At 74.4% G+C, this 22263-nt stretch carries 19 protein-coding genes; 10 read left to right on the top strand and 9 right to left on the bottom strand.

The features are described from left to right. Positions 1-96 precede the first annotated feature (96 nt). Together NP048_RS06060 and NP048_RS06055 are read right to left on the bottom strand one after the other, a co-directional pair. Complete coding sequence (locus NP048_RS06060) at positions 97-885, bottom strand: fumarylacetoacetate hydrolase family protein (RefSeq protein ID WP_227577314.1); 789 nt, start codon at positions 883-885, stop codon at positions 97-99. 29 nt (positions 886-914) lie between these two features. Next, entirely contained in the window at positions 915-1733 is an 819-nt protein-coding gene (locus NP048_RS06055; protein WP_227577313.1) for a methyltransferase domain-containing protein, read from the bottom strand. A gap of 126 nt (positions 1734-1859) precedes the next feature. On the opposite strand from NP048_RS06055, the gene NP048_RS06050 reads away from it, so the two are divergent. Next, on the top strand, positions 1860-2978 hold the full coding sequence (locus NP048_RS06050) for a heparan-alpha-glucosaminide N-acetyltransferase domain-containing protein (RefSeq protein WP_227577312.1): 1119 nt from the start codon (positions 1860-1862) through the stop codon (positions 2976-2978). Between the two features lie 16 nt (positions 2979-2994). Here the strand turns inward: NP048_RS06050 and NP048_RS06045 are convergent, their stop codons facing one another. The 4 genes from NP048_RS06045 to NP048_RS06030 form a co-directional block, all read right to left on the bottom strand. After that, complete coding sequence (locus tag NP048_RS06045) at positions 2995-3777, bottom strand: amino acid ABC transporter ATP-binding protein (RefSeq protein WP_284439726.1); 783 nt, start codon at positions 3775-3777, stop codon at positions 2995-2997. Positions 3778-3790: 13 nt separating this feature from the next. Further along, a complete protein-coding gene (locus tag NP048_RS06040; protein WP_227577311.1) occupies positions 3791-4459 on the bottom strand; it encodes an amino acid ABC transporter permease in 669 nt (222 codons plus the stop codon). Between the two features lie 42 nt (positions 4460-4501). Then, positions 4502-5287 (bottom strand): amino acid ABC transporter substrate-binding protein, encoded by a 786-nt coding sequence (locus tag NP048_RS06035; protein WP_227577310.1) that lies wholly within the window; start codon positions 5285-5287, stop codon positions 4502-4504. 285 nt (positions 5288-5572) lie between these two features. Next, positions 5573-6217 (bottom strand): pyridoxine/pyridoxamine 5'-phosphate oxidase, encoded by a 645-nt coding sequence (locus tag NP048_RS06030; protein ID WP_227577309.1) that lies wholly within the window; start codon positions 6215-6217, stop codon positions 5573-5575. A 141-nt stretch (positions 6218-6358) separates the two neighbouring features. Here NP048_RS06030 and NP048_RS06025 point away from each other — a divergent pair, with 141 nt between their 5' ends. Together NP048_RS06025 and NP048_RS06020 are read left to right on the top strand one after the other, a co-directional pair. Beyond that, positions 6359-6952, top strand: a complete 594-nt coding sequence (locus tag NP048_RS06025; protein ID WP_227577308.1) for a hypothetical protein — start codon at positions 6359-6361, stop codon at positions 6950-6952. Positions 6953-7007: 55 nt separating this feature from the next. Beyond that, a complete protein-coding gene (locus NP048_RS06020; RefSeq protein WP_372456821.1) occupies positions 7008-7904 on the top strand; it encodes a 3-methyladenine DNA glycosylase in 897 nt (298 codons plus the stop codon). Between the two features lie 138 nt (positions 7905-8042). Here NP048_RS06020 and NP048_RS06015 read toward each other — a convergent pair whose 3' ends face one another. Beyond that, positions 8043-10358, bottom strand: a complete 2316-nt coding sequence (locus tag NP048_RS06015) for a beta-L-arabinofuranosidase domain-containing protein (protein ID WP_227577307.1) — start codon at positions 10356-10358, stop codon at positions 8043-8045. A gap of 97 nt (positions 10359-10455) precedes the next feature. Here NP048_RS06015 and NP048_RS06010 point away from each other — a divergent pair, with 97 nt between their 5' ends. The 5 genes from NP048_RS06010 (at position 10456) to NP048_RS05990 (ending at position 16144) form a co-directional block, all read left to right on the top strand. After that, entirely contained in the window at positions 10456-11469 is a 1014-nt protein-coding gene (locus NP048_RS06010) for a LacI family DNA-binding transcriptional regulator (RefSeq protein ID WP_227577306.1), read from the top strand. An 83-nt stretch (positions 11470-11552) separates the two neighbouring features. After that, on the top strand, positions 11553-12239 hold the full coding sequence (locus tag NP048_RS06005) for a ThuA domain-containing protein (protein WP_227577305.1): 687 nt from the start codon (positions 11553-11555) through the stop codon (positions 12237-12239). After that, the gene (locus NP048_RS06000) at positions 12224-13366 is read left to right on the top strand and encodes a Gfo/Idh/MocA family protein (protein ID WP_227577304.1); all 1143 of its coding nucleotides are present in this window, start codon (positions 12224-12226) and stop codon (positions 13364-13366) included. Before NP048_RS06005 ends, NP048_RS06000 begins: the two co-directional genes overlap by 16 nt. A gap of 23 nt (positions 13367-13389) precedes the next feature. Continuing rightward, positions 13390-14535, top strand: coding sequence for a Gfo/Idh/MocA family protein (locus NP048_RS05995; protein WP_227577706.1), 1146 nt, complete (start codon positions 13390-13392; stop codon positions 14533-14535). A gap of 112 nt (positions 14536-14647) precedes the next feature. Next, the gene (locus NP048_RS05990) at positions 14648-16144 is read left to right on the top strand and encodes a hypothetical protein (RefSeq protein WP_227577303.1); all 1497 of its coding nucleotides are present in this window, start codon (positions 14648-14650) and stop codon (positions 16142-16144) included. Between the two features lie 39 nt (positions 16145-16183). On the opposite strand, the gene rnhA is transcribed toward NP048_RS05990, so the two are convergent. Further along, a complete protein-coding gene (rnhA, locus tag NP048_RS05985; RefSeq protein ID WP_227577705.1) occupies positions 16184-16615 on the bottom strand; it encodes a ribonuclease HI in 432 nt (143 codons plus the stop codon). Positions 16616-16721: 106 nt separating this feature from the next. Continuing rightward, positions 16722-18434 (bottom strand): AMP-binding protein, encoded by a 1713-nt coding sequence (locus tag NP048_RS05980; RefSeq protein ID WP_227577302.1) that lies wholly within the window; start codon positions 18432-18434, stop codon positions 16722-16724. 187 nt (positions 18435-18621) lie between these two features. On the opposite strand from NP048_RS05980, the gene NP048_RS05975 reads away from it, so the two are divergent. Together NP048_RS05975 and NP048_RS05970 are read left to right on the top strand one after the other, a co-directional pair. Further along, positions 18622-19449: an aminoglycoside 3'-phosphotransferase gene (locus NP048_RS05975; protein ID WP_227577301.1), complete on the top strand. Its 828-nt coding sequence runs from the start codon at positions 18622-18624 to the stop codon at positions 19447-19449. A gap of 106 nt (positions 19450-19555) precedes the next feature. Then, complete coding sequence (locus NP048_RS05970) at positions 19556-22156, top strand: DEAD/DEAH box helicase (protein ID WP_227577300.1); 2601 nt, start codon at positions 19556-19558, stop codon at positions 22154-22156. Positions 22157-22263 lie beyond the last annotated feature (107 nt).

Here is a 22263-nt window from a genome sequence, read left to right as displayed (position 1 = left end):
CTCTCAGCGGGCGGGGACGGCGTGGACGTCGACCAGCCAGTACGAGTACAGCGCTTGGTCAGCCACGCTGGACGGGGCGCCCCCGGGCGGCCAGGGCTACGGGGTCCGGCGCAGCACCGGGTTCCGCAGCACGCCGATCTCCTCGACCTCGACCTCGACGACGTCGCGGTGCTCCAGGCGGCCGACGCCCGCCGGCGTGCCGGTGAGGATGACGTCGCCCGGGAGCAGCGTGAAGACCTCCGAGACGTACGAGACCAGGTACGCCACGTCGAACACCATCTGCGACGTGCGGCCGTCCTGCCGGCTCTCGCCGTTGACGCGGGCGGTCACCGCGAGGTCGTCGACGTCCAGACCGGGCACGATCCACGGGCCCAGCGGGCAGGAGGTGTCGAAACCCTTGGCGCGCGTCCACTGCTCGTCGGAGCGCTGGATGTCGCGTGCCGTGACGTCGTTGGCGACGGTGTACCCGAACACGTGGTGGAGCGCACGCTCCGGCGGCACGTCCTTGGTGACCTTGCCGATGACGACGGCCAGCTCGGCCTCGTGCTCGACGTGCTCGGTCCAGTCCGGCAGCACGATCGGGTCGTCGGGGCCGATCACGGAGGTGTTGGGCTTGAGGAACAGCAGCGGCGACGTGGGGACGTCGTTGCCGTGCTCGGCCGCGTGGGCGGCGTAGTTGCGCCCGACCCCGATGATCTTGGACCGCGGGATGACGGGCGCGAGCAGGCGCACGCCGTCGTCGTCGAGGCGGACGCGCTCGCCCGTGGGCTGCACCGGCGTGTAGATGGGGTCGCCCGTGATGACGACGAGCTCCTCGTGGCCGGGCTCGCCCTCGACGAGCGCGTAGCGGGGGTCGGAACCGTTGGTGAACCTGGCGATGCGCACGGGCCCAGCCTAAGTCCGACCCGGACGCCTCAGGCGCGGGCGAGCACCTCGCCGTGCGGGACCATGAACCAGCCGTCCGGCGAGGTCCCCCACTCGCGCCACGCGTCGGCCAGCAGCTCGAGCGCGACCTCGTCGGCGAGGTGGTGGCCCATCGCCTGCACGGCGAAGTTCGACGCGACGCACCGGTCGGCCCACAGGCTCGCCCACCACGTCCGGTCCTCGGGGGTCGCGTAGCACCACACACCCGCCCCGGGCGCGACGCCCGCCGGGTCGAAACCGGCCTGCCGCACCCACGAGAGCAGGCGCCGGCCGGCGTCCGCCTCCGCGCCGTTGGCCTGCGTGACCTCGTGGTACAGCGCCTGCCACTCGTCGAGGCCGGGGTGCGCGGGGTACCACGTCATGCCCGCGTAGTCCGCGTCGCGCACGGCGACGACACCGCCGGGACGCGTCACGCGGCGCATCTCGCGCAGCGCCGCCACGGGGTCCGTGAGGTGCTGCAGCACCTGGTGCGCGTGCACGACGTCGAAGGTGTCGTCCTCGAACTCCAGCGCGTACGCGTCGCCGACCTCGAAGCGCACGTTCGCCGCGCCCTTCTCGGCCGCGTGCTCGGTGGCGACGGCCAGCACGGCGGCGGACCGGTCGACACCCACGACCTCGCCCGGGGCGACGCGGGACGCGAGGTCCACCGTGACGGTGCCCGGACCGCACCCCACGTCGAGCAGTCGCTGGCCTGGCACCAGAACCGGCAGCAGGTAGCCGGCAGAGTTCTCCGCCGTGCGCCACCTGTGCGAGCGCAGCACGCTCTCGTGGTGGCCGTGCGTGTAGACGTCGTGGGTCCGCGTGGTCACAGAGCACTGTAGGCGCGCGCCCGGCCACTGGACCAAGGTCCGGGACGGATGAGGTCACATGCTGAGAACCGGTGCGCACTGCACCGCGTGCGCCACCCGGGGCGGACCTCGACGTGCGCGTCTAGCATGCCCAGGGTGCGACGCATCGTCGGGGTGGACACCGCCCGTGGACTCGCCGTGCTCGGCATGGTGACCGCGCACGTCGGCCTGGCCGACCCCGAGCGCACCTTCCCGCCCGGCGGCTGGGCGCAGCTCGCGGACGGCCGGCCGTCCGCGCTGTTCGTCCTGCTGGCAGGCGTGGGCCTCGCGCTGCTGTCCGGCGGGGAAGCCCCGGTCCTGGGCACGCGCCTGGTCCAGGCGCGGCTGCGGATCCTCGTGCGTGCCGTGCTGCTCGTGGTCCTCGGGACGGGCCTGGTTCTCCTCGAGACGCCCGTCGTCGTGATCCTCGTCGTCTACGCCGCGCTCTTCGCGGCCGGCACGGCGGTGCTGCGGTGGCCGCGCTGGGCGCTGGTCGTCGCGGCCACCGTCGTCGCGCTGCTCGGGCCCGTGCTGCGCCAGCAGCTCGCCGGGCACGTCGAGGTCGACGACGCCCGACCGCTGGACCTGCTGACGGTGCTGCTCGGCGAGTACTACCCGGCCATCGTGTGGATCGCGTACGTGCTGGTCGGGCTCGCGGTGGGCCGCAGCGACCTGCGCGCCGGACGCACGCACGCGGCGCTGGCCGCCTGGGGTGCGGGGCTCGTCGTGCTGGGTCACGGCGGTGCGTGGGCGGCGCGGCTCCTGCTCGGGCGGGTCACCGAGCTGACGACGGCGGAGCCCCACTCGTCGACGTTCTTCGAGGTCACCGGCAACACCGGCACGTGCCTGCTGGTGCTCGCCGTCTGCCTGGCCGTCGGCGTGCGGTGGCCGCGCGCGCTGGCGCCCGTGTCGGCGACGGGCGCGCTCGCCCTGACGGCGTACACCGGGCAGCTCCTGGCCATCGCCGTGCTGGGCGACGACGTGGTCTGGCAGCCGACCGCCACGAGCTGGCTGGCGTTCCTGCTGGTCACCGTCGGGTTCTGCTGGCTGTGGCACGCCACCGTGGGACGCGGCCCGCTGGAGACCCTGCTGCACGCCGTGTCCGTGCGCGCCGCGGACGTCGCACCTGACACGCTGCCCCCGCGCCCCGAGCCGGGGGACGGACCGGCCCCGGCACGTGCGCACGACGACCCGCGCACCGACCCCGTCGACGACCCGGCGCGCTGACCGGGCGACGTAGGGCTCAGAGCGGGTCGAGGATCCGCTGCAGGAACCGCCGCGTGCGCTCGTGGCGCGGGTCGGCCAGCACGTCGTCAGGCTGCCCCTCCTCGACGACGACACCGCCGTCCATGAAGACGACGTGGTCGGCCACCTGGCGCGCGAACCTGATCTCGTGCGTCACGACGACCATCGTCCAGCCCTCCGCCGCCAGGTCACGCATGACGGCGAGCACCTCCCCCACGGTCTCGGGGTCCAGCGCGGACGTCGGCTCGTCGAACAGCAGGAGCCGCGGGCGCAGCGCCAGGGCACGGGCGATCCCCACACGCTGCTGCTGACCGCCCGACAGCTCGTGCGGGTACGCGTCGGCCTTGTCGGCGAGCCCGACCTTCGCGAGCAGCGCCGTCGCCTCGAGCACCACCTCACCGGCTGGGCGCCGCTGGGCGAACAGCGGCCCCTCCGTGACGTTCTGCAGCGCCGTGCGGTGCGGGAAGAGCTGATGGGACTGGAACACCATGCCGGAGGTCGCGCGCAGACGCCGCAGCTCGGCACGCGTGGGGCGACGCGTCAGGTCGAGCTCGACGTCGTCCACCCGCACCGTGCCCGCGTCGGGGATCTCCAAGGAGTTGAGGCAGCGCAGGAGGGTCGTCTTGCCGGAGCCGGACGGGCCGATGAGCACGGTGACGCTGCCGCGGTCGACGGTCAGGTCGATGCCGCGCAGCACGTGCAGCTCCCCGAAGGACTTCTCCAGGCCCCGGACCTCCACCAGCGGCCGGGCATCGGCAGGCGTGGTCGCGTCGCTCGTCATGTCGTCTCCCACGTCAGTGCGCCACGAACCGGTCGAGGCGGCGCTCGAGGCGCGACTGCCCGGTCGACAGCACCAGGCAGATGAGCCAGTAGATGACCGCCGCCAGCGAGTACAGGGTCATGAACTCGTACGTCGGCGCCGCGATCTCCTGCGCCTTGCGCAGCAGCTCGGTGACCATGATCGTCGAGGCGAGCGACGTGTCCTTGACCAGCGAGATGAAGGTGTTGGACAGCGGCGGCACCGCGACGCGCAGGGCCTGCGGCAGCACGACGCGCTGCAGCGTCAGGCGGTGGTCCAGGCCGATCGTCGCGGCGGCCTCCCACTGCCCGCGGGGCACCGACAGGATCGCGGCGCGGATCGTCTCGGCCGCGTACCCGCCGACGTTCAGCGAGAACGCGACGACCGCCGACGGGAACGGGTCGATGACCAGCCCCAGCGACGGCAGGGCGTAGAAGATGATGAACAGCTGCACGAGCAGCGGCGTGCCGCGGATCAACGAGATGTAGACGCGCGCCGCACCGGACACGAGGCGGTTCCGCGACAGCCGCGCGAGGGCGACGACGAGCGCGAGGACGAGCCCGATGGCGAACGAGATCAGCGTCAGCGGGATCGTGCCGCGGATCGCGCCCGACAGCAGCGGGCCGATCGACGAGACGACGAGGTCCCAGGTGTCCCCCGTCATGCGTCACCCCGGCTCATCGCACGCCCTCGCGTCCCGTCCGGCTCACTGGGTGACGTCGTCACCGAACCACTTCTCCGAGATCTGCGTGAGCGTGCCGTCGGCGCGCAACGACGCCAGGGCCTCGTCGATGCGGACCGTGAGGTCCGACCCCTTGCGCAGCGCGAACGCCTGCTCGACGGTGTCGCCGGTCTCGAAGGCGATCTTCACCGACGTGTCGCCGGACTGCTTGAGGTAGTCGAGCACCGCGAGGTCGTCGTTGAACGTCACGTCGATGCGCCCCTGCTTGAGCAGCGCGACCGCCTGCGTGAGGCCCTCGACCGACTCCACCGTCGCACCCGCGTCGGTGGCGACCTGCGACCAGTTCGACGTCGCGGACTGCGCGGCGGTCAGGCCCGAGACGTCGGCGAGCGACGTCACGGCGTCGTTGTCCGCGGCCACCAGCGCGACGCCCGTCGACACGGTGTACGGCTCGCTGAGGTCGTACTTCCCGGCCCGCTCGTCGTTGACCGTGACCTGGTTGGCGATGACGTCGTACCGCTCCGCCTCGAGCCCCGCGAAGATCGAGTCCCAGGTGGTCTCCGAGAACTCGACGTCGAGGCCCAGCTCGTCCGCGACGGCCGTGACGACCTCCACGTCGTAGCCGGTCAGCTCGCCGTCGGCGTCGTGGAAGCTGAACGGCGAGTACGTGCCCTCCGTGCCGACGCGCAGCACGCCGGCCTCGGAGCCCGCGGCCCCCTGGGGCGCCTCGTCGCCGGACGAGCAGGCGGCCAGCGCACCGACGGCGAGGACGACGGGCAGGACGAGCAGTCGGTGCGACGTGCGGAGCATGGCTGGGCCTTTCGGGGCGCGGGGGCAGCGGTCTCTCGCGAGCGGGCACGAGGCCCGGGAAGGGTCAGGAGAGACGAGAGCACCACGGGACGGGGGTGGGTGCCACCGGAGCGGACGGTTCGCGTCGCGCGGGTGGGGGGGCCGGAGCGGTCCGGCGGGGTCGAGGCGTGTCAGCGACAGCAGCGACAGGAATGACGACGACACGTGGCGGCGCAGGTGGCACGCGGGGTCGTGGTCATGCGGCAGACCCTACACCGACCCCGGGCGGACTCGGCGTGGCCCTCGTCACGGCCAGACGAGGCCGTGCGACCAGCCCGCGACGTCGCGCCGGTACACCAGGCGGACATGCGCGCGGTCCGCGCTGCCCTGCCAGAACTCCACGACCTCGGGGACCACGAGCCAGGCCTGCCAGGTCGGCAGGACGAAGCCCGGCTCGGCGTCGATCCGCTCGCGCGCCTGCGTCATGGCGTGCCGCAGGTGCGCGACCGACGGCAGGGGCTCCTCCGGGCGCACGCCCGCGGCAGCGGCACGCGACGCGGGCGACCGCGCGAGGTAGTCGTCCGCGGAGACCCCGTCCCCGAGGTACCGCGCGGCACCGGCGACCCGCACCTGCCGCACCACCGGCTGCCACCAGAAGCTGACCGCCGCCTGCGGGTTCACCGCCAGGTCCCCCGCCTTCGCGCTGCGGGCGTCGGTCGCGAACGCGAGGCCGTCGGCATCGAGGTCCTTGAGGACGAGCACGCGGGCCGAGGGACGGCCGTCGGCGTCCGCGGTCGCGAGGGTCGCGGCGTGCGGCTCGGGGACGCCGCGTTCGACGGCGGTGGCGAACCACGTCGCGAACAGCTCGAGCGGGTCGTCCGGGGCCGCGTCGGGGTCGAAGGCGGGCGCGTCGCCGGACAGGGCAGGCAGGGACCGCAGCAGCTCGCGCACGAGCGTCACCCTGCCCGCGGGCGGCACCCGGGGCAACCGGCGGACACCGCGCGAGGAGATCCGACCCGTCCCCTTCGTCCCGGTCTCCCCCGTGCCCGACCTGCTACGGTCACGAACCCTCCCGCGACCGATCGGAGCGTCATGCACGCGGCTCCCGTTCATCCCGCACGGCCCCGACGGCGGACCGCCCACCCGCTGGTGGTCGCGTCGCTCGCGCTCGCCGCGGTGACGGGTGGTTGCAGCGGGTCGGCCGCCCCCGCCGAGCTCGGCACGGAGTCGGGCCAGCTCGTTCTGGTGGCCCACAGCGTCCACCGCGGCATGCTGGCCGTCCGTTCACGCGACCCCGAGGCCACGGGGCAGTCGGTCGTCGACGCGTTCGTCGAGGAGACGCTGATCGAGGACGTGCGCGCCTCGACCGGTGACGACGGCCGCGTCGAGCTCGTCGTCGCGATCGCGATGCGGGCCCTCGACGACGCGGGTGGGTACGGCGAGGGGATGGTCGGGGCCTGCATGAGGACCACCGCCACCACCGGCTCCGCCGACGGCGCTGTCGGCGAACGGGGACACGTCACCACCGAGGAGGTGGACTGCCCCGACGGGCTCGTGCCCGTGCGGGAGGGGGTCGAGGCGCGCATCGTGACCGGCCTGCCCGAGGGCTCGGACGACGTGCCCCTGCCCGTCGAGGACGTGGACATGACGTGCTACAGCGGCTCGGGCGACTGCCCCGGCGGCTGAGCCGCGGCGACGTGCTCCTCACCGGCGGACCTGCCGGGCGACCTACCCTGGACCTGTGCCCGTGGTCCCGTCCGCCGCCCCTTCCCTGACCGTGCTCGACGCGGCCACGTGGTCGGCGCGCGCCGCCGCGCACGCCGAGCGCGCCGACGCGCTCACCGCCGGGCACCGTGCGCGCCGCTCCCGGCACGAGAAGCACGCGATCGAGGACTTCCTGTTCGAGTACTACCCGGCGACGCCTGCCCAGCTGCGCCGGTGGCACCCGGGCGCCGGGGTCGCGCTGGCCGCCGGGCCGGACGGTCCCGCCCCGCACGCGGCGTGGCGCTGGTACCGCACCGACGACGACGGCACGGTGACGCTCGACGTCGCGGCGTTCCTCGACGCCCGCGGGGACACCGTGCGGTTCGTCGCCGGGCTGCTCGCCGCGACCGCGTCCCGGCCCGCGGCGACCGGGTGCTTCGGGCTGCACGAGTGGGCGATGGTCTATCGCGAGGGCGACGACGCGCACCGCCACCCCCTGCCGCTGCGGCTCGGCGGCGCCGGGACCGACGCGGTCGTCGAGGCGCACCGCATCCGCTGCACGCACTTCGACGCGTTCCGGTTCTTCACGCCGGAGGCGGTCGGGCGCAACACGCTGTCCCCGACGCGCGAGACGCAGACCGCGATGGAGCAGCCGGGGTGCCTGCACGCGGCGATGGACTGCTACAAGTGGGCGCTGAAGCTCGGGCCTCTTGTTCCCGGGGGGCTGCTGCTCGACTGCTTCGAGCTCGCGCGGGAGATCCGGACGACCGACATGCAGGCCAGCCCGTACGACGTGACGTCCTACGGGCTGGAGCCGGTCGCGATCGAGACCCCCGACGGCAAGGCCGAGTACGTCCGTCGGCAACGCGACTACGCGGACCGCTCGACGACCCTCCGCCACCGACTGCTGACCCACGTCAACGCCGAGCCCTGACGGCGAACTCGTCCTTTGGCGGCTTCCGACCCCGTCGACCCCCAGCCCTGACGGCGACCTCGTCCTTTGGCGGCTTCTGACCGTTCAGAAGCCGCCAAAGGACGAGTTCGGCGGGTGGGGGTGGGTCAGTGGGGTGGGTCAGTGGGGGTGGGTCAGGAGGTGGAGGGCGACGATTCTCGGGGTCGGTGTCGGGGTCGCGGATCTGGTCGGGGCCGGGGATCGGCTCGGGGGTGACGGGTCGGCCACGACGGTGACCTCGTGGGGGCCGGCGGCGACCGGGAGGTCCAGGGTGCGGGTGCCCGGTGCCGGGTCGGTGACCTCCACGACGCCGACGACCGTGCCGTCCACGACGACGCGCGCACGCCCCGGCTCGGCCAGGTACGTGACCCTCAGCACCGCGCCGCGACCCTCGGGGTCGGCCAGCCGGTAGGAGAACCGGTCACGCGACGCGCGCCAGTGCCGACCGTCGACGGCACCCGTCCACGTGTCGGAGCCGGCGTAGTGGTGGTCGGTCTCCGGCTGCTGCTCGCCGCACGCGACCGCGTCGACGGTGCGGGCCGCGAGGCCGAGCTGCTCGTCGTCCAGGGCCGCGAGGTCGGCGCGTCGTCGTCCGAGGTCGGCGGCGTCGCGGACCGCCGGGAAGTAGAGGGTGTACCGGGCGTCGTGCAGCGTGCGCAGGGGTTCGAGCACCAAGGGCGCGTCGGTGCCACGGTCGAGGACGAACGCGCCGTCGCCGGCCGGTCGCAGCGCCCTCACGAGGTCGTCGTCCGACCCGACGAGGATCGGCGCGTCGGCCAACGGGCGCAGCGGTCCGTGCGCGACGTGCCCCATGCGGGCGTCGTCGGCATGCAGGCCCACGAGGTCGTCGTCGTCGCCACGCGCGGCGAGCGTCGCCGGGCCCCAGCGCAGCGCGACCCAGCCGTCGTCGCCGGGCAGTCGCTCGGCCGCGGGGCCCGCGACGAGGCTCCAGGTGACCGTCTCGCCCCCGCGCCACGTGCGGCGCACGGTCGCGTAGCCGTCCCGCTCGGACGCGGGCGTCACGGCCGCCCCGTCGACGGACAGCACGACGTCCTCGCGTGCCCACGCCGGGCGTCGGACGTGTACCGCGAGCTCGACGGGCGCGGCGACGTCGACCGTCAGCGCGACCTCGGTGGCCGCCAGCGCCGCCGGGTACGTCGAGGCGAGCCGCACCCGCACGCCGCGCTCCGCCCAGTCGAGTGTCGACGGCACGGGCAGGTTCACCAGCAGGTCGCCGCCGACGTGCGCGTACGCGAGCTCACCGAGCCGCGCGTACGTCTCGAGCGCCGTGCCGACGCAGCACCACATGCACTCGTCGCGCGCGGAGTAGACGCGGTAGTGCCCCGGCCGGGCGGGCGTGAAGTACACGAACCCGCCGTCGGGGTGCTGCGCGGAGAGCACGTGGTCGACGAGCTGCCGCTCCGCCGCGTCGAGCAGCGCGGTGTCGCCGGTCAGGGCGTACAGCCGGCGCTCCACCTCGAGCATGTTGGCGGTGTTGCACGACTCGGGGCCCTCACGGTGCAGGACGTGGGCCTGCGCATCGGGCGTGAAGTGCTCGGACACCGAGTTGCCTCCGAACGCCAGGGTGCGCCGGTCCAGCACGTGACGGACGAACGTCGCGGCCGCGTCGACCTCCCCGATCCCCGGCCAGCCGACGACCTTCGCGACCTGCGTGTTGGCGTGCAGGCCGTCGAGCGCGTCACGCCCCTCGCGTAGCGGCGCGAGCAGCGACTCGTCGGCGAACCGCCGGGCCAGCGCGGCGTAGCGCGCGTCGCCCGTCAGCTCGGCGAGGTCGCCGTACGCCTCGCACATGCCGCCGAACTCGGTGCGCAGCATGCGAGCGAACGCCTCGTCGTCGAGCCGGTCCGACAGCGCGACACCCCAGTCCCCCAGCCGCACGGCGGCGTCCAGCGCCCGGGCCGCGACGTCGGCGGGCGCGTAGCGCGCGGCGTCGATGAGCCCGGCGTACGTCTTGTGCACGTTGTACCAGGGCACCCACGCGCCACCGAGGTCGAACGTGCCGGCCTCGGCACCGCCCGACGCGACCGACTCCCACAGCGCGACCCCGCCCGGCACGCCCCCGACGTACCCGGTGCCCAACGCGTCCTGGCACTCGACGAGTCCGTCGACCAGCACCCGCGCCATCGCGGCCGCGCGTTCGTCCCCGGTCGCGGCCCACTGCAGCGACGCAGCCGACAGCGCGTGGCCGCCGATGTGGCCGTCCAGGCCGATCGACTCCCAGCTGCCGTACGGCTCGGCTCGGGGCGCCAGGCCTGCCTCGCGCCGGAACGGCGCCAGGAGCCGCTCGGGCCGCAGCCCCAGCAGGTACTCCCGCGCGGTGCGCTGCGCGGCCGCCGGCGGACCGTCGAGCAGCCGCACGGCCGACAGGTCGAACAGCGTGACGACGGACGAGGACGGGGTGGCGACGGTGCTCACGGGCGTCAGCCTGGCAGCCGACGGCGTGTTCGTCATCTCGGCTCAGAGATCGATCTCCGAGCGCCCCGGCGGACCTTCACCGTGGCACCATGCGTCCATGAGCCGGTCGGCGCGCCCCACGCTGCTCGACGTCGCGCGCGCGGCGGGCGTGTCCCGCGCGACCGCCTCACGGGCGCTGGCCGGGCTGCCCAGCGTCGACGCCGAGCTCGCGCGTCGCGTGCGCGCCGCGGCCGCCGACCTCGACTACCGCACCAACACTGCGGCACGCGCGCTGCGCAGCGGCGCGACGGGCTCGGTCGCGCTGGTCGCACCGAGCAGCGAGCTCGAGGGCCAGGGCGGGCCGTTCGTCGGTGCCCCGCTGCGGGGTGCGACGGCCGTGCTGTTCGCGCGGTCGGTGCAGCCCGTGCTCCTGCTCGACGACGGCCGCGACCGCGCGCCGCTGCTGCGCTACCTGACCTCCGGGCATGTCGACGCCGCGGTCGTCGTGCTGCAGCGCGAGTCCGAGCCGCTCTTCGCCGAGCTCGGCGGGCTCCCGCTGCCCGTCGTGTTCGTCGGGCGCCCTCGAGCCAGCATGGACAAGGCCCTGACCTCGGTGGACAGCGACAACTACGGCGGTGGTCGCCTCGCCGCGCGGACGCTGCTGGAGGCGGGCCGGCGCCGGGTGGCGACGATCGCCGGGCCTGCGGGCTATGCACCGGCGGACGAGCGCACACGCGGCTTCCGGGATGAGCTCGCGGCGTGGGGTCTGCCCCCCGGACCCGTCGTCCACGGGTCGTTCTCGATGTCGTCGGGGGCGTCGGCGGCCGCGTCGGTGCTGCGCCGGGACCCCACGGTCGACGGGCTGTTCGCCGGTTCGGACCTCATGGCGCTCGGCGCCCTGCGCGTGCTGGAGGCCGGCGGGCGGCGCGTGCCGGACGACGTGTCGGTCGTCGGGTTCGACGACACCGTCGTCGCCGAGACGTGCGACCCGCCGCTGACGTCCGTGCGCCAGCCGCTGCGCGAGCTGGGGGCGCGTGCGGCCGAGCTCGTGCTCGAGGTGCTGGCCGACCCGCACGTCGAGCCACAGCACGTCCTGCTGCCCACGACGCTCACGGCACGCGAGTCCGTCTGACCTCCTGGCCTCCGCCCGGGTCACCCGCTACCGTGCGAGAGATCGATCTCTCACCGACGCGAGGTCCCCACGGAAGGCTCCACGTGAAGCAGGCTCTGGTGGTCCGGGGCGGCTGGGACGGGCACGCGCCCGTCGCCGCGACGGACATGTTCCTCCCCCACCTCGAGGCGACGGGCCACACGGTCCGGGTCGTGGACACCCCCGAGGTCTACGCCGAGGACGCGATGTCGGACGTCGACCTGATCGTGCAGTGCTACACGATGGGTGAGGCGTCCGGCGCGGCCGTCGCCGGGCTGCGCAGGGCCGTCGCGGCGGGCACCGGGCTGGTCGGCTGGCACGGCGGCATCGCCGACTCGTTCCGCAACAGCTCCGACTACCTGCAGCTGATCGGCGGCCAGTTCGCCACCCACCCGTCCAAGCACCCCGACGAGTGCCACGGCGACCAGTCCGACAACTACCTGCCCTACACGGTCGACATGCTGCCCGCCGCGGCCGACCACCCCGTCACCGCCGGGCTCGAGTCATTCGAGCTCACGACCGAGCAGTACTGGGTGCTCACGGACGACCTCAACGACGTGCTCGCCACGACCACGCACCCCGCACCGCCATGGCACCCCTGGCACCGCACCATCACGTGCCCGGCCGTCTGGACGCGCCAGTGGGGCGAAGGGCGGATCTGCGTCGTCACGCCCGGCCACAGCCTCGACGTGCTCGAGCACCCCAGCGTCCGCTCGATGATCGAGAGGAGCATGGTGTGGGCGAGCCGCTGAGGGTCGGCGTCGTCGGTTGCGGCGTCATCTCGAACGCCTACCTGACGACCGCCGCGACCACGCCCGAGCTCGAGATCGTCGCGGTCGCCGACCTGGACCGTGGCCGCGCGGACACGGTCGCGGGGCGCCACGGCGTCCGCGCGCTCGACCTGCCGGACCTGCTGGCGCACGACGACGTCGAGTGGGTCCTGGACCTGACGACGCCCGCCGCGCACGAGGAGGTCGCGCTGGCGGCGGTCGCGCACGGCCGGTCCGTCTACAACGAGAAGCCGTTCTGCGCGACGGTCACCTCGGCCCGACGCGTGCTGGACGCCGCCGCCACGGCCGGCGTCGCGCTCGGTGGCGCGCCGGACACCGTGCTCGGCACCGGGGTACAGACCGCACGGGCGGCGGTCGAGTCCGGCGCGATCGGCCGTCCCGTGGCCGCGACCGCCACCATGGCCTGTGGTGGGCACGAGGCCTGGCACCCACAGCCGGACTTCTACTACGCCCCGGGCGGCGGTCCGCTGCTCGACATGGGCCCGTACTACCTGACGACGCTCGTGCACCTGCTCGGACCGGTCACGGCAGTCCAGGGTGTGGCCACCCAGCCGCGCACGCACCGCACGATCGGCCAGGGGCCGCGCGCCGGGGAGCTCGTGCCCGTCGGCGTCGCGACGCACGTCACGGCGCTGGTCGAGCACGCGTCCGGGGCCGTGACGACGCTCGTCATGAGCTTCGACGCGCCCGCCTCGATGGCGCGCCCCATCGAGGTGCACGGTGAGGAAGGCTCGCTGCTGGTCCCCGACCCCAACCGGTTCGAGGGTGACGTGCTCGTCCACGCGCGCGGCGGCGAGTGGCAGACGCTGCCGCCGTCCGCCGGGTACGCGAACGCCGGGCGGGGGGCGGGACTCGTCGACGCCGCCCGCAGCGCCGACCGCCGCACGACGCGCGCGTCGGCCGACGTGGCGCTGCACGTGCTCGACACCATGGAGACGGTGCTGCGCGCGGCGGACGCGGGCGCCCGGCTGGCCGTCACCAGCACGTGCGACGTCCCGCCGCTCGTCCCGCTCGCCGACCTCACGACCCCCGGGAGGCCCGACATGGCCCGCACCCCGTCCACCCCGCTCCCCCGGGCCGCCTCGTGACCGCGCCACGGCTGGGCGTCGGCATGGTCGGCCACGCGTTCATGGGCCTGGCCCACTCGCACGCGTGGCAGACGGCGCCCCGGTTCTTCGACCTGCCGCTGCGCCCCGACCTGGCGGTCGTCGCCGGGCGCGACGCGCAGCGCACGGCCGCCGCTGCGGCCCGCCTGGGCTGGCGCTCGTCGACGACCGACTGGCGCGAGCTGCTCGAGCGCGACGACGTCGACCTGGTCGACATCTGCACGCCGGGTGACACGCACGCGGAGATCGCGATCGCCGCACTCGAGGCGGGCAAGCACGTGCTGTGCGAGAAGCCGCTCGCCAACTCGGTGGCCGAGGCCGAGGCGATGGTCGCGGCCGCGCAGGCCGCCCCCGACCAGGTCGCCATGGTCGGGTACTCCTACCGCCGCGTCCCGGCGATCGCCCTGGCGCGCCGGCTGGTCGCCGAGGGACGCATCGGCACCGTGCGGCACGCCCGCGGGCTGTACCTGCAGGACTGGCTGTCCGACTCCGCGACGCCGTTGTCGTGGCGGCTCGACAAGGCCACGGCCGGGTCGGGGTCGCTGGGCGACATCGGCGCCCACGTCATCGACCTCGTGCAGTTCATCACGGGCGAGACCCTGACAGGCGTGTCGGCGCAGCTCGCGACGTTCGTCACCGAGCGGCCGGTCGCAGCGGAGTTCGGCGGCCTGTCGGGCGTCGGGGACACGAGCGGCGCGACGGGGCCGGTCACGGTCGACGACGCCGCGGTGTTCACGTCGCGCCTCTCGGGCGGCGGGCTCGCGCTGTTCGAGGCGACGCGCTTCGCGCTCGGGCGGCGCAACGCCATCCGCGTCGAGATCAACGGCACCGAGGGGTCGATCGCGTTCGACTTCGAGGACATGAACGTCCTGCACGTGTACGACGCGCACGACCCGGCCGGCCTGCAGGGCTTCCGGCGCGTGTACGTCACCGAGCCCGAGCACCCGTACACGGGCAGCTGGTGGCCCACCGGCCACGGCCTGGGCTACGAGCACGCGTTCACGCACCAGGTCGTCGACCTCGTCGAGGCGGTCGCGGCGGGTACCCACCCGGCGCCGACGTTCGCGGACGGCCTGCAGGTGCAGCGGGTGCTGGACGCGGTCGAGCGGTCCGCGGCCGACGACGCGCGGTGGACGCCCGTCGGGGCCTGACGGCTCGGGAGGCAGGGGGCGGTGACGACAGCCGCCCCGCCGGTCGTCACCGCGCACACCGACGTCCGCCAAAAGACGGGCGGGCAGCCTGCGCCCACGGCACAGTGGGCCCGTGACGTCATCTCCCCGCGAGCTGCTGCGCAGCGTCGTGCCGGCAGCCGTGCGCGACGACCCGGGCGCGTGGCACGCGGCGGGCGCTCTGTTGCACGGCCTCGACGGCCGCGGCTGGCTCCGGGTCGACCGGTCGGCCCGTTCCTGGGATCCCGCGGGCTCGACGCACCGCGTGGAGGGCACGCAGGGCTGGCTGGGTCCGACCCTCCTCGAACCGTCAGGCCTCGTGGCGGCTGTCACCAGCCTGCACGTCGACGGCCGGGTCCGGCAGCGCGCCACCCACGCCCTCGGGGCGTCGGCGGGTCCGCTGGCGGCGGCCGCGCTCGCCGTACGGACGTTCGACCACGTCGCGTCCGTGCGGGACGCGGCGTGGGCGTCGCTCGACGCGGTCCTCGTGGACACCGCGACGATCGAGGCGGCACTCGACGTCCTGCTCGCCGGCTGCGACCGCACGACCTCGCCGGACCCCGTCGACCGGGTCCGGGACCGCGCCCTGCGGGTCGCCGGTGCCACGACCCTGCGTGCCAGCGGGCGCCGGGCCGTGCGACGGTGGGCCCTCGTGGACGCGCCCGAGCGCGAGCCGCTCACGCCGGGCGAGCTGGTCGCGGTGGCGCTGCACGACCCCGACCAGTGGTCGCGCGCGTGGTGCGCGCAGCGGCTCGCCGACGCGGGGGACGTCGCCTCGCTGACCGCGCTGCTGACCGCGCGGTCCGTCGAGGTGCGTGTCACGGCACTCGACGCGTTGCCGGCCGACGCGCTTGCCGTCGAGACCCTCGCCGCGCTGCTGCTCGACCGTGCGCCGCGCGTCCGGGAGCTCGCACGGCCACGCGCACGACGGCGCGGGATCGACCCGACCGAGGTGTACCGCACCGTCCGTGACGGTGCGGGCGGCCCCGCGTGGCGACGCGCCGTGAGCCTCCTCGAGCTGGCAGAGGCGGGCGACGAGCGCGACCTGGCGCCCGCCGTGGCCGCGCTCGGCGATCCCAGCGCACGCGTGCGCGCGGCCGCGGCCCGCGCGACGCTCGGCCTGGCGCCGGGTTCAGAGGTCGCCGATCTGCTGACGCCCCTGCTGCTCGACCCGAGCCCCGCGGTCAGCACCGCCGTCGGCGCCCTGCTCGCACGTCGAGGCCTGCCGTTGCGTCATGCGGCACCGCCGTGGGCCTCCGACGACCCCGCTCACCGTCGCACCGCGTGGCGTCTGACGCGCGCGCACGGCGGGTGGCACCGCGTCGAGGCCGACGTGCGCGCGGCGACCGACCCCGACCCGCACCTCGCCGAGCTCGGGCGCACGGGCGTGGCGAGCTGGCTCCAGCACTCCGCAGCCACGACGTGGGGCACCCCGGGGGCCGAACAGCGGTCACGCCTGGTCGCGCTGCTGCCCTCGGCCGGGCTGTCGCCGGGCCAGGCCCGGGCCGTCTGCTTCCACGCCGGTCTCCCGCTGGACCCACCACCTGCTGCGCCGACCGGCCGGCGTCGGTGGCTCCGCGCGGTGCGCTGAGTCGTCGGCCCGGGCGGACGCGCGCGGGCGACGGCCGCGTCAGCGCACGCCGGCCCGCACGTCGTCGACGCCGCGGTTGGCCAGCCCGTCGGCCCGCTCGTTGCCCGGGTCGCCCGCGTGGCCCTTCACCCAGACCCACGTCACGTGATGACGCTCGACCTCGATCTCGAGCGCCTGCCAGAGCTCCTTGTTCTTCACGGGCTTCTTCTCCCCCGTGACCCAGCCGTTGCGCTTCCAGTTGGGCAGCCACTTGGTGAGCCCGTTCATGACGTACGTCGAGTCGACGTGCAGCGTCACCCGGCAGGGGCGGCGCAGCGCCCGCAGCCCTTCGATGACCGCCGTGAGCTCCATGCGGTTGTTGGTGGTGGCGGCCTCGCCACCCCACAGCTCCTTCTCCTGGTCGCCGAAGCGCATCCAGGCCCCCCAGCCACCCACGCCGGGGTTGCCCTTGCAGGCGCCGTCGGTCCACATCTCCACCACGGCTGCGTCGTCCGTCTCGCTCACGCGCACACGGTACTTCGGTCCGTCACCGGCCCGGCACGTGCGGAGCGGCGGGGGCGACGCTCACGCGGGGGTGTCAGGAATTCTTCGGGGTCTTGTCGAGCACCTGCTCGCGGACGACCCGGCGCAGCACCTTGCCGACCTGTGAGCGCGGCAGGTCGCTGAGCACGACCAGGCGCCGGGGCAGCGCGTACCGCGCGAGGCGCGTCTCGCACCACTCGCGCACCGCGGCGAGGTCGACGCCTGCGCCGGACCCGTCGTCGTGCAGCACGACGGCGGCCACGACGTGCTCGCCCATGTCGCCGGCGGGCTCGCCCACCACCGCGACGTCGAAGACGCCCGGCATGCCGCGCAGGTGGTCCTCGACCTGCGAGGGGTACACCTTGAAGCCGCCGGTGACGATCATCTCCTTCATCCGGTCGACGAGGACGACCATGCCGTCGTCGTCGACGCGGACCACGTCACCGGTGCGCAGCCAGCCGCCCTCGAGCAGCTGGTGCGCCGTCTCCTCGGGTCGCTTCCAGTAGCCCTGGAAGACCTGCGGACCGGAGATGAGCAGCTCGCCCTGCTCGCCCGTCGCGACGTCGCGTGTGGGGTCCTCCTGGTCGACGACGCGAATGTACGTGGAGGGGAACGGCAGGCCGAGGGCCCCCGGACGTCGGTCAGGGCTCAGCGGGTTGCCGAGCGCGACGGGCGAGGTCTCGGTCATGCCGTAGCCCTCGGACACGAGGCCGCCCGTGACGCGCTCCCAGCGCTCGGCGGTCGCGCGCGGCAGCGCCATGGCGCCGCTGATCGAGTACCGGAACGACGTCAGGTCGGCGCCGGCCTCCTCGGCCGCCACGGCCAGCCGGTCGAGCATCGGGGGCACGGCGGGGATGAACGTGCCCGGGCGGCGGCGCTGGGCCGCCAGCACGCGGGCCGGGTCGAACGAGGGCAGCACGACGAGCGTCGCAGCGATCCGCACGGCGTACGTGAGGCACAGCGTCAGGCCGAACGCGTGGAAGAACGGCAGGACGCCGTAGACGACCTCGGTGCCCGGCTCGTGCTGCGTCCACGTCTGGCCCTGCAGCGCGTTGGCGACGAGGTTGCGGTGGCTCAGGACGGCGGCCTTGGGGGTGCCGGTGGTGCCGCCGGTGTACTGCAGCAGCGCGGTGTCCGAGGCCACGGGTGCGTCGGACGGCCGCAGCGGCGCCGCGGCCGCCACCAGGCGGTGCCAGTGCGGGACGCCGGCAGGCACGGGTCCGCGCATGGCGGCACGCGTCGTCCGGGCCTTGGCGACGGGCAGCTTCAGCGCCCAGCGCGCGGTGCGCGGCAGGTCGGCCGAGAGGTCGACGGCCACGACGTGACGCAGCTCCGTCCGGTCCTGGGCCTCGAGGACCCGCGGCACGGCCTGCTCCCAGACGATCGCCACGGTGGCGCCGGAGTCGGCCAGCTGGTGCGCCAGCTCGTCCGACGTGTACGTGGGGTTGTGCTCCACGACGATGGCGCCGAGGCGCAGGACCGACCAGAAGGCGACGATGTGCGACGTGCAGTTGGGCATGACGAGGGCGACCCGGTCGCCCGCGCGTACACCGAGGTCGTGCAGCACGCGGGTCCCGCGGTCGACCTGGGCGCCGAGGTCGCGGTACGTGGTGGCCTGACCCAGGAAGTCGATGGCGACCCGGTCCGGGTGGTCCTGCACCGCGCGGTCGAGCGTGGCGGTGAGGGGCTCGTCGGGGATCTCGATGTCGCGCGGAACTCCCTGCGGCCAGGCAGCGGGCAGGTCGGCGGGGTGTGCTGGGAGCGTCACTACGCCAGCGTAACCTACGTGACCGTAGGTTACCGGCCCGTACGTCCCGGGACGACGAGAATCACGTCGCCACGCCCGCCCCTCTGCGGGCCGCGCGGGCGGGCGTCGACCCGCACCTGATCGTCCACCGACCGCCGCCGACGCGGTGCTCGGGAGCCGACGGCGACGGCGGTGCGATGATCGCCGCGTGCCCGACACCGCCACCGGACCGATCGTCCCTCCCCAGATCCCCAGCGGACTGCCCGGTGAGGACGTACCCGTGCCTGCGGCAGTGGAGCGGATCGCCGCCGGCTCCCCCGTCGAGGCCGTGTGGGTCAACGGGAGCGGCGGCGTGACGTTCCGCGTCGGGCGCGACCGGTACGTCAAGTGGGCACCCGCCGAGGTCACCGAGATCGACCTGCTCGCCGAGGCGCAGCGCCTGACCTGGGCCGTCCGGTTCACGCCCGTGCCCCACGTCCTCGACCTCGGTGCCGACGACGACGGGACCTGGCTGGTCACCGCAGCCCTCGACGCTCGCAGTGCCGTCGTGCCGCCGTGGTCCGGGCGACCGGCGGAGGCGGCGTCCGCGATCGGCGCCGGGCTCCGGTCCCTGCACGACACCCTGCCCGCGGGTGAGTGCCCCTTCGACTGGTCCGTGCATGCCCGCCTCACGACCGCCCTGGAGCACCTCGACGCCGGCGACACCCCGGCCGACTGGTCGCCCGAGCACCGGGGTCTGACGGTGCAGGAGGCGCGTGCACGGCTGGTCGACGTCCCGCCGGTCGACCTGCTCGTCGTGTGCCAGGGCGACGCCTGCGCGCCCAACACGCTGATCGGCGACGACGGCCGCTGGGCCGCGCACGTCGACCTGGGGCGACTGGGCGTCGCCGACCGCTGGGCCGACCTGGCGATCGCCGCGTGGAGCACCGCGTGGAACTACGGCCCCGGGTACGAGACCACCGTGTACGAGGCCTACGGCGTCGAGCCCGACGACGAGCGCATCGCGTACTACCGCCTGCTGTGGGACGCGACCTGACGCGTGACGGGACGACCGGGGCCGAGGCCGGGCGCCGGGCGCCGCGTGGTCCGGCCCGCACCGGCCGGGCCACGGGCGGCGGGGCGCCACGTGCGAGGATCGCACCGTGCCCGACGCTGCGAACCTGACCGACCGCCTGCCTTCCGGGGACGCCGCGCACGACCCCGACGCGCTGTACGAGGTGTTCACGTCCTGGGCCGCGGACCAGGGCCTGACGCTCTACCCGCACCAGGAGGAAGCGCTCCTCGAGCTCCTCACCGGGGCGCACGTGATCCTGTCGACGCCGACCGGCTCCGGGAAGTCGCTCGCGGGCGTCGCCGCGCACGCGGTGGCGCTGGCGCAGGGCCGCCGCTCCTACTACACCGCACCGATCAAGGCGCTGGTCAGCGAGAAGTTCTTCGCCCTCGTCGACGTGTTCGGGTCGGCCAACGTCGGGATGGTGACGGGCGACTCCGCGATCAACTCCGATGCGCCCATCGTGTGCTGCACGGCCGAGATCCTCGCCAACCAGGCGCTGCGCGACGGCCCCGACACCGACGTCGGCCTGGTCGTCATGGACGAGTTCCACTACTACGCCGACCCGCAGCGTGGGTGGGCGTGGCAGGTCCCGCTGCTCGAGCTCACGCGCACGCAGTTCCTGCTCATGTCGGCCACCCTGGGTGACGTCTCGTTCTTCGTCGAGGACCTGGAACGCCGCACGGGCCGGGACGTGGCGGTGGTCGCCAACACGGAGCGACCCGTGCCGTTGACGTTCGCGTACTCGGTCGAGCCGCTGCACGAGCTGCTCGACGAGCTCGTGTCGACCCGCCGCGCACCCGTGTACGTCGTGCACTTCACGCAGAAGGAGGCCGTGGAGCGCGCGCAGTCGCTGCTCTCGACCCCCCTCGCGAGCCGCGCGCAGCGCGACGCGATCGCCGCCGAGCTCGGCGGCTTCCGGTTCGGTCCCGGGTTCGGCAAGACCCTGTCGCGGCTGCTTCGGCACGGCGTCGGCGTGCACCACGCGGGGATGCTGCCCAAGTACCGCCGCGTCGTCGAGCGACTGACGCAGCGCGGCCTGCTCCCGGTCGTCTGCGGGACGGACACCCTGGGCGTCGGCATCAACGTCCCCATCCGCACGGTCGTGCTCACCAGCCTCGTGAAGTACGACGGCGTGCGCATGCGGCACCTCAGTGCGCGGGAGTTCCACCAGATCGCGGGACGCGCGGGGCGTGCGGGCTACGACACGGTCGGGGAGGTCGTCGTGCAGGCGCCCGACCACGTGATCGAGAACCGCAAGGCACTGGCCAAGGCCGGCGACGACCCGCGCAAGCAGAAGAAGATCGTCCGCAAGCAGGCGCCGTCGGGCCACGTCAACTGGACCGACAAGACGTTCGAGCGCCTGCGGGATGCCCCTCCCGAGCCGCTCACGTCGAGCTTCCAGGTGTCGCACGCGATGGTCCTGCACGTGCTGCAGCGCGGCCGTGACGGGCGCGGCGACCCCGTGGCCGTCATGACGCGGCTGCTCACCGACAACCACGAGCCGGCCGGCGCCCGGGCGCGGCACGTCCGCCGGGCGGTCGACGTGTACCGCTCGTTGCGCGCGGGCGGCGTCGTCGAACGCCCGTGGGTCGACGACCCGGCGGCGCGAGGCGGCCGGCGCCGGACCGTGCAGCTCGTCGCGGACCTGCCGTTCAACTTCGCGCTCGACCAGGCGCTCTCGCCGTTCGCGTACGCGGCTCTGGACCTGCTCGACCCGCAGGACCCGGGGTACGCGCACGACGTGGTCTCCGTCATCGAGGCCACGCTGGACGACCCGCGCCAGGTCCTCGCCGCGCAGGAGAACAAGGCGCGTGGCGAGGCGGTCGCCGCGATGAAGGCCGAGGGCCTGGAGTACGACGAGCGCATGGCACTGCTCGAGGGCGTCACGTACCCGCGTCCGCTGAGCGAGCTGCTCGAGGCGACGTTCGCGACCTACCGGCGCACCAACCCGTGGGTCGCGGACCTCACGCTGTCGCCCAAGTCGGTCGTCCGCGAGATGCACGAGCGCGCCGCGACGTTCGCGGAGTACGTGCAGCTCTACTCGCTGGACCGCACCGAGGGCGTCCTGCTGCGCTATCTCGCCGACGCGTACCGCGCCCTGCGTCGGACCGTCCCGGAGGACCGCCGCACCGAGGAGCTCGAGGAGATCGTCGCCTGGCTCGGCGACCTCGTGCGACGCACGGACTCGAGCCTGCTCGACGAGTGGGAGCGGCTGTCCGACCCGGACGCCGCGGTCGCGGACGTCGCCGACGCCGAGGAGGGCGACGCTCCCCCGCCGCCCGTCACCGCCGACCCGCGCGCGTTCCGCGCGCTCGTGCGGGGAGCCATGTTCCGTCGCGTCGAGCTCGTCGCCCGCGAGCGCTGGGGCGCGCTCGCGGCGCTGGGCGACGTCGACGCCGAGGATGAGCCGTGGACCGCCGACCGCTGGGCCGACGCCGTCGAGCCGTACTTCGACGCGCACGACGAGATCGGCACGGGCGCGGCCGCACGGGGCCCCGCGCTGTTCCAGGTGACGGCGGGCACGGCGGCCGACGCGCACGGTCCCGCGGCCGGCACGTGGCACGTGCGGCAGATCCTCGACGACCCGGCGGGCGACCACGACTGGCGCATCGACGCTCTCGTCGACCTCGCGGCGTCCGACGAGGCCGGCGAGGTCCGCCTGCGCATCCTGGCCGTCGGCCCCCTCTGACCCCACCCACCCACCCTCCCCCGCGAGAGAGCAATCCAGTCCCCCTCCACAACCCACCGCGCAACTGGATCGCACTCTCACGACAGGACGGGCAGCCCCTCCTCCCC

The organism is Cellulomonas xiejunii (assembly GCF_024508315.1).
Lineage (GTDB): Bacteria > Actinomycetota > Actinomycetes > Actinomycetales > Cellulomonadaceae > Cellulomonas > Cellulomonas xiejunii.
Note: the sequence above shows the minus strand (reverse complement) of the source record. Positions and strands in the feature narration are given on the sequence as shown.

What these genes read in the sequence shown, in the direction of transcription:
- NP048_RS06050 (WP_227577312.1), top strand. Translation starts at nt 1,860, where the DNA reads ATGCCCAGGGTGCGACGCATCGTCGGGGTGGACACCGCCCGTGGACTC.
- NP048_RS06045 (WP_284439726.1), bottom strand. Translation starts at nt 3,777, where the DNA reads ATGACGAGCGACGCGACCACGCCTGCCGATGCCCGGCCGCTGGTGGAG.
- NP048_RS06040 (WP_227577311.1), bottom strand. Translation starts at nt 4,459, where the DNA reads ATGACGGGGGACACCTGGGACCTCGTCGTCTCGTCGATCGGCCCGCTG.
- NP048_RS06035 (WP_227577310.1), bottom strand. Translation starts at nt 5,287, where the DNA reads ATGCTCCGCACGTCGCACCGACTGCTCGTCCTGCCCGTCGTCCTCGCC.
- NP048_RS06025 (WP_227577308.1), top strand. Translation starts at nt 6,359, where the DNA reads ATGCACGCGGCTCCCGTTCATCCCGCACGGCCCCGACGGCGGACCGCC.
- NP048_RS06010 (WP_227577306.1), top strand. Translation starts at nt 10,456, where the DNA reads ATGAGCCGGTCGGCGCGCCCCACGCTGCTCGACGTCGCGCGCGCGGCG.
- NP048_RS05995 (WP_227577706.1), top strand. Translation starts at nt 13,390, where the DNA reads ATGGTCGGCCACGCGTTCATGGGCCTGGCCCACTCGCACGCGTGGCAG.
- rnhA (WP_227577705.1), bottom strand. Translation starts at nt 16,615, where the DNA reads ATGTGGACCGACGGCGCCTGCAAGGGCAACCCCGGCGTGGGTGGCTGG.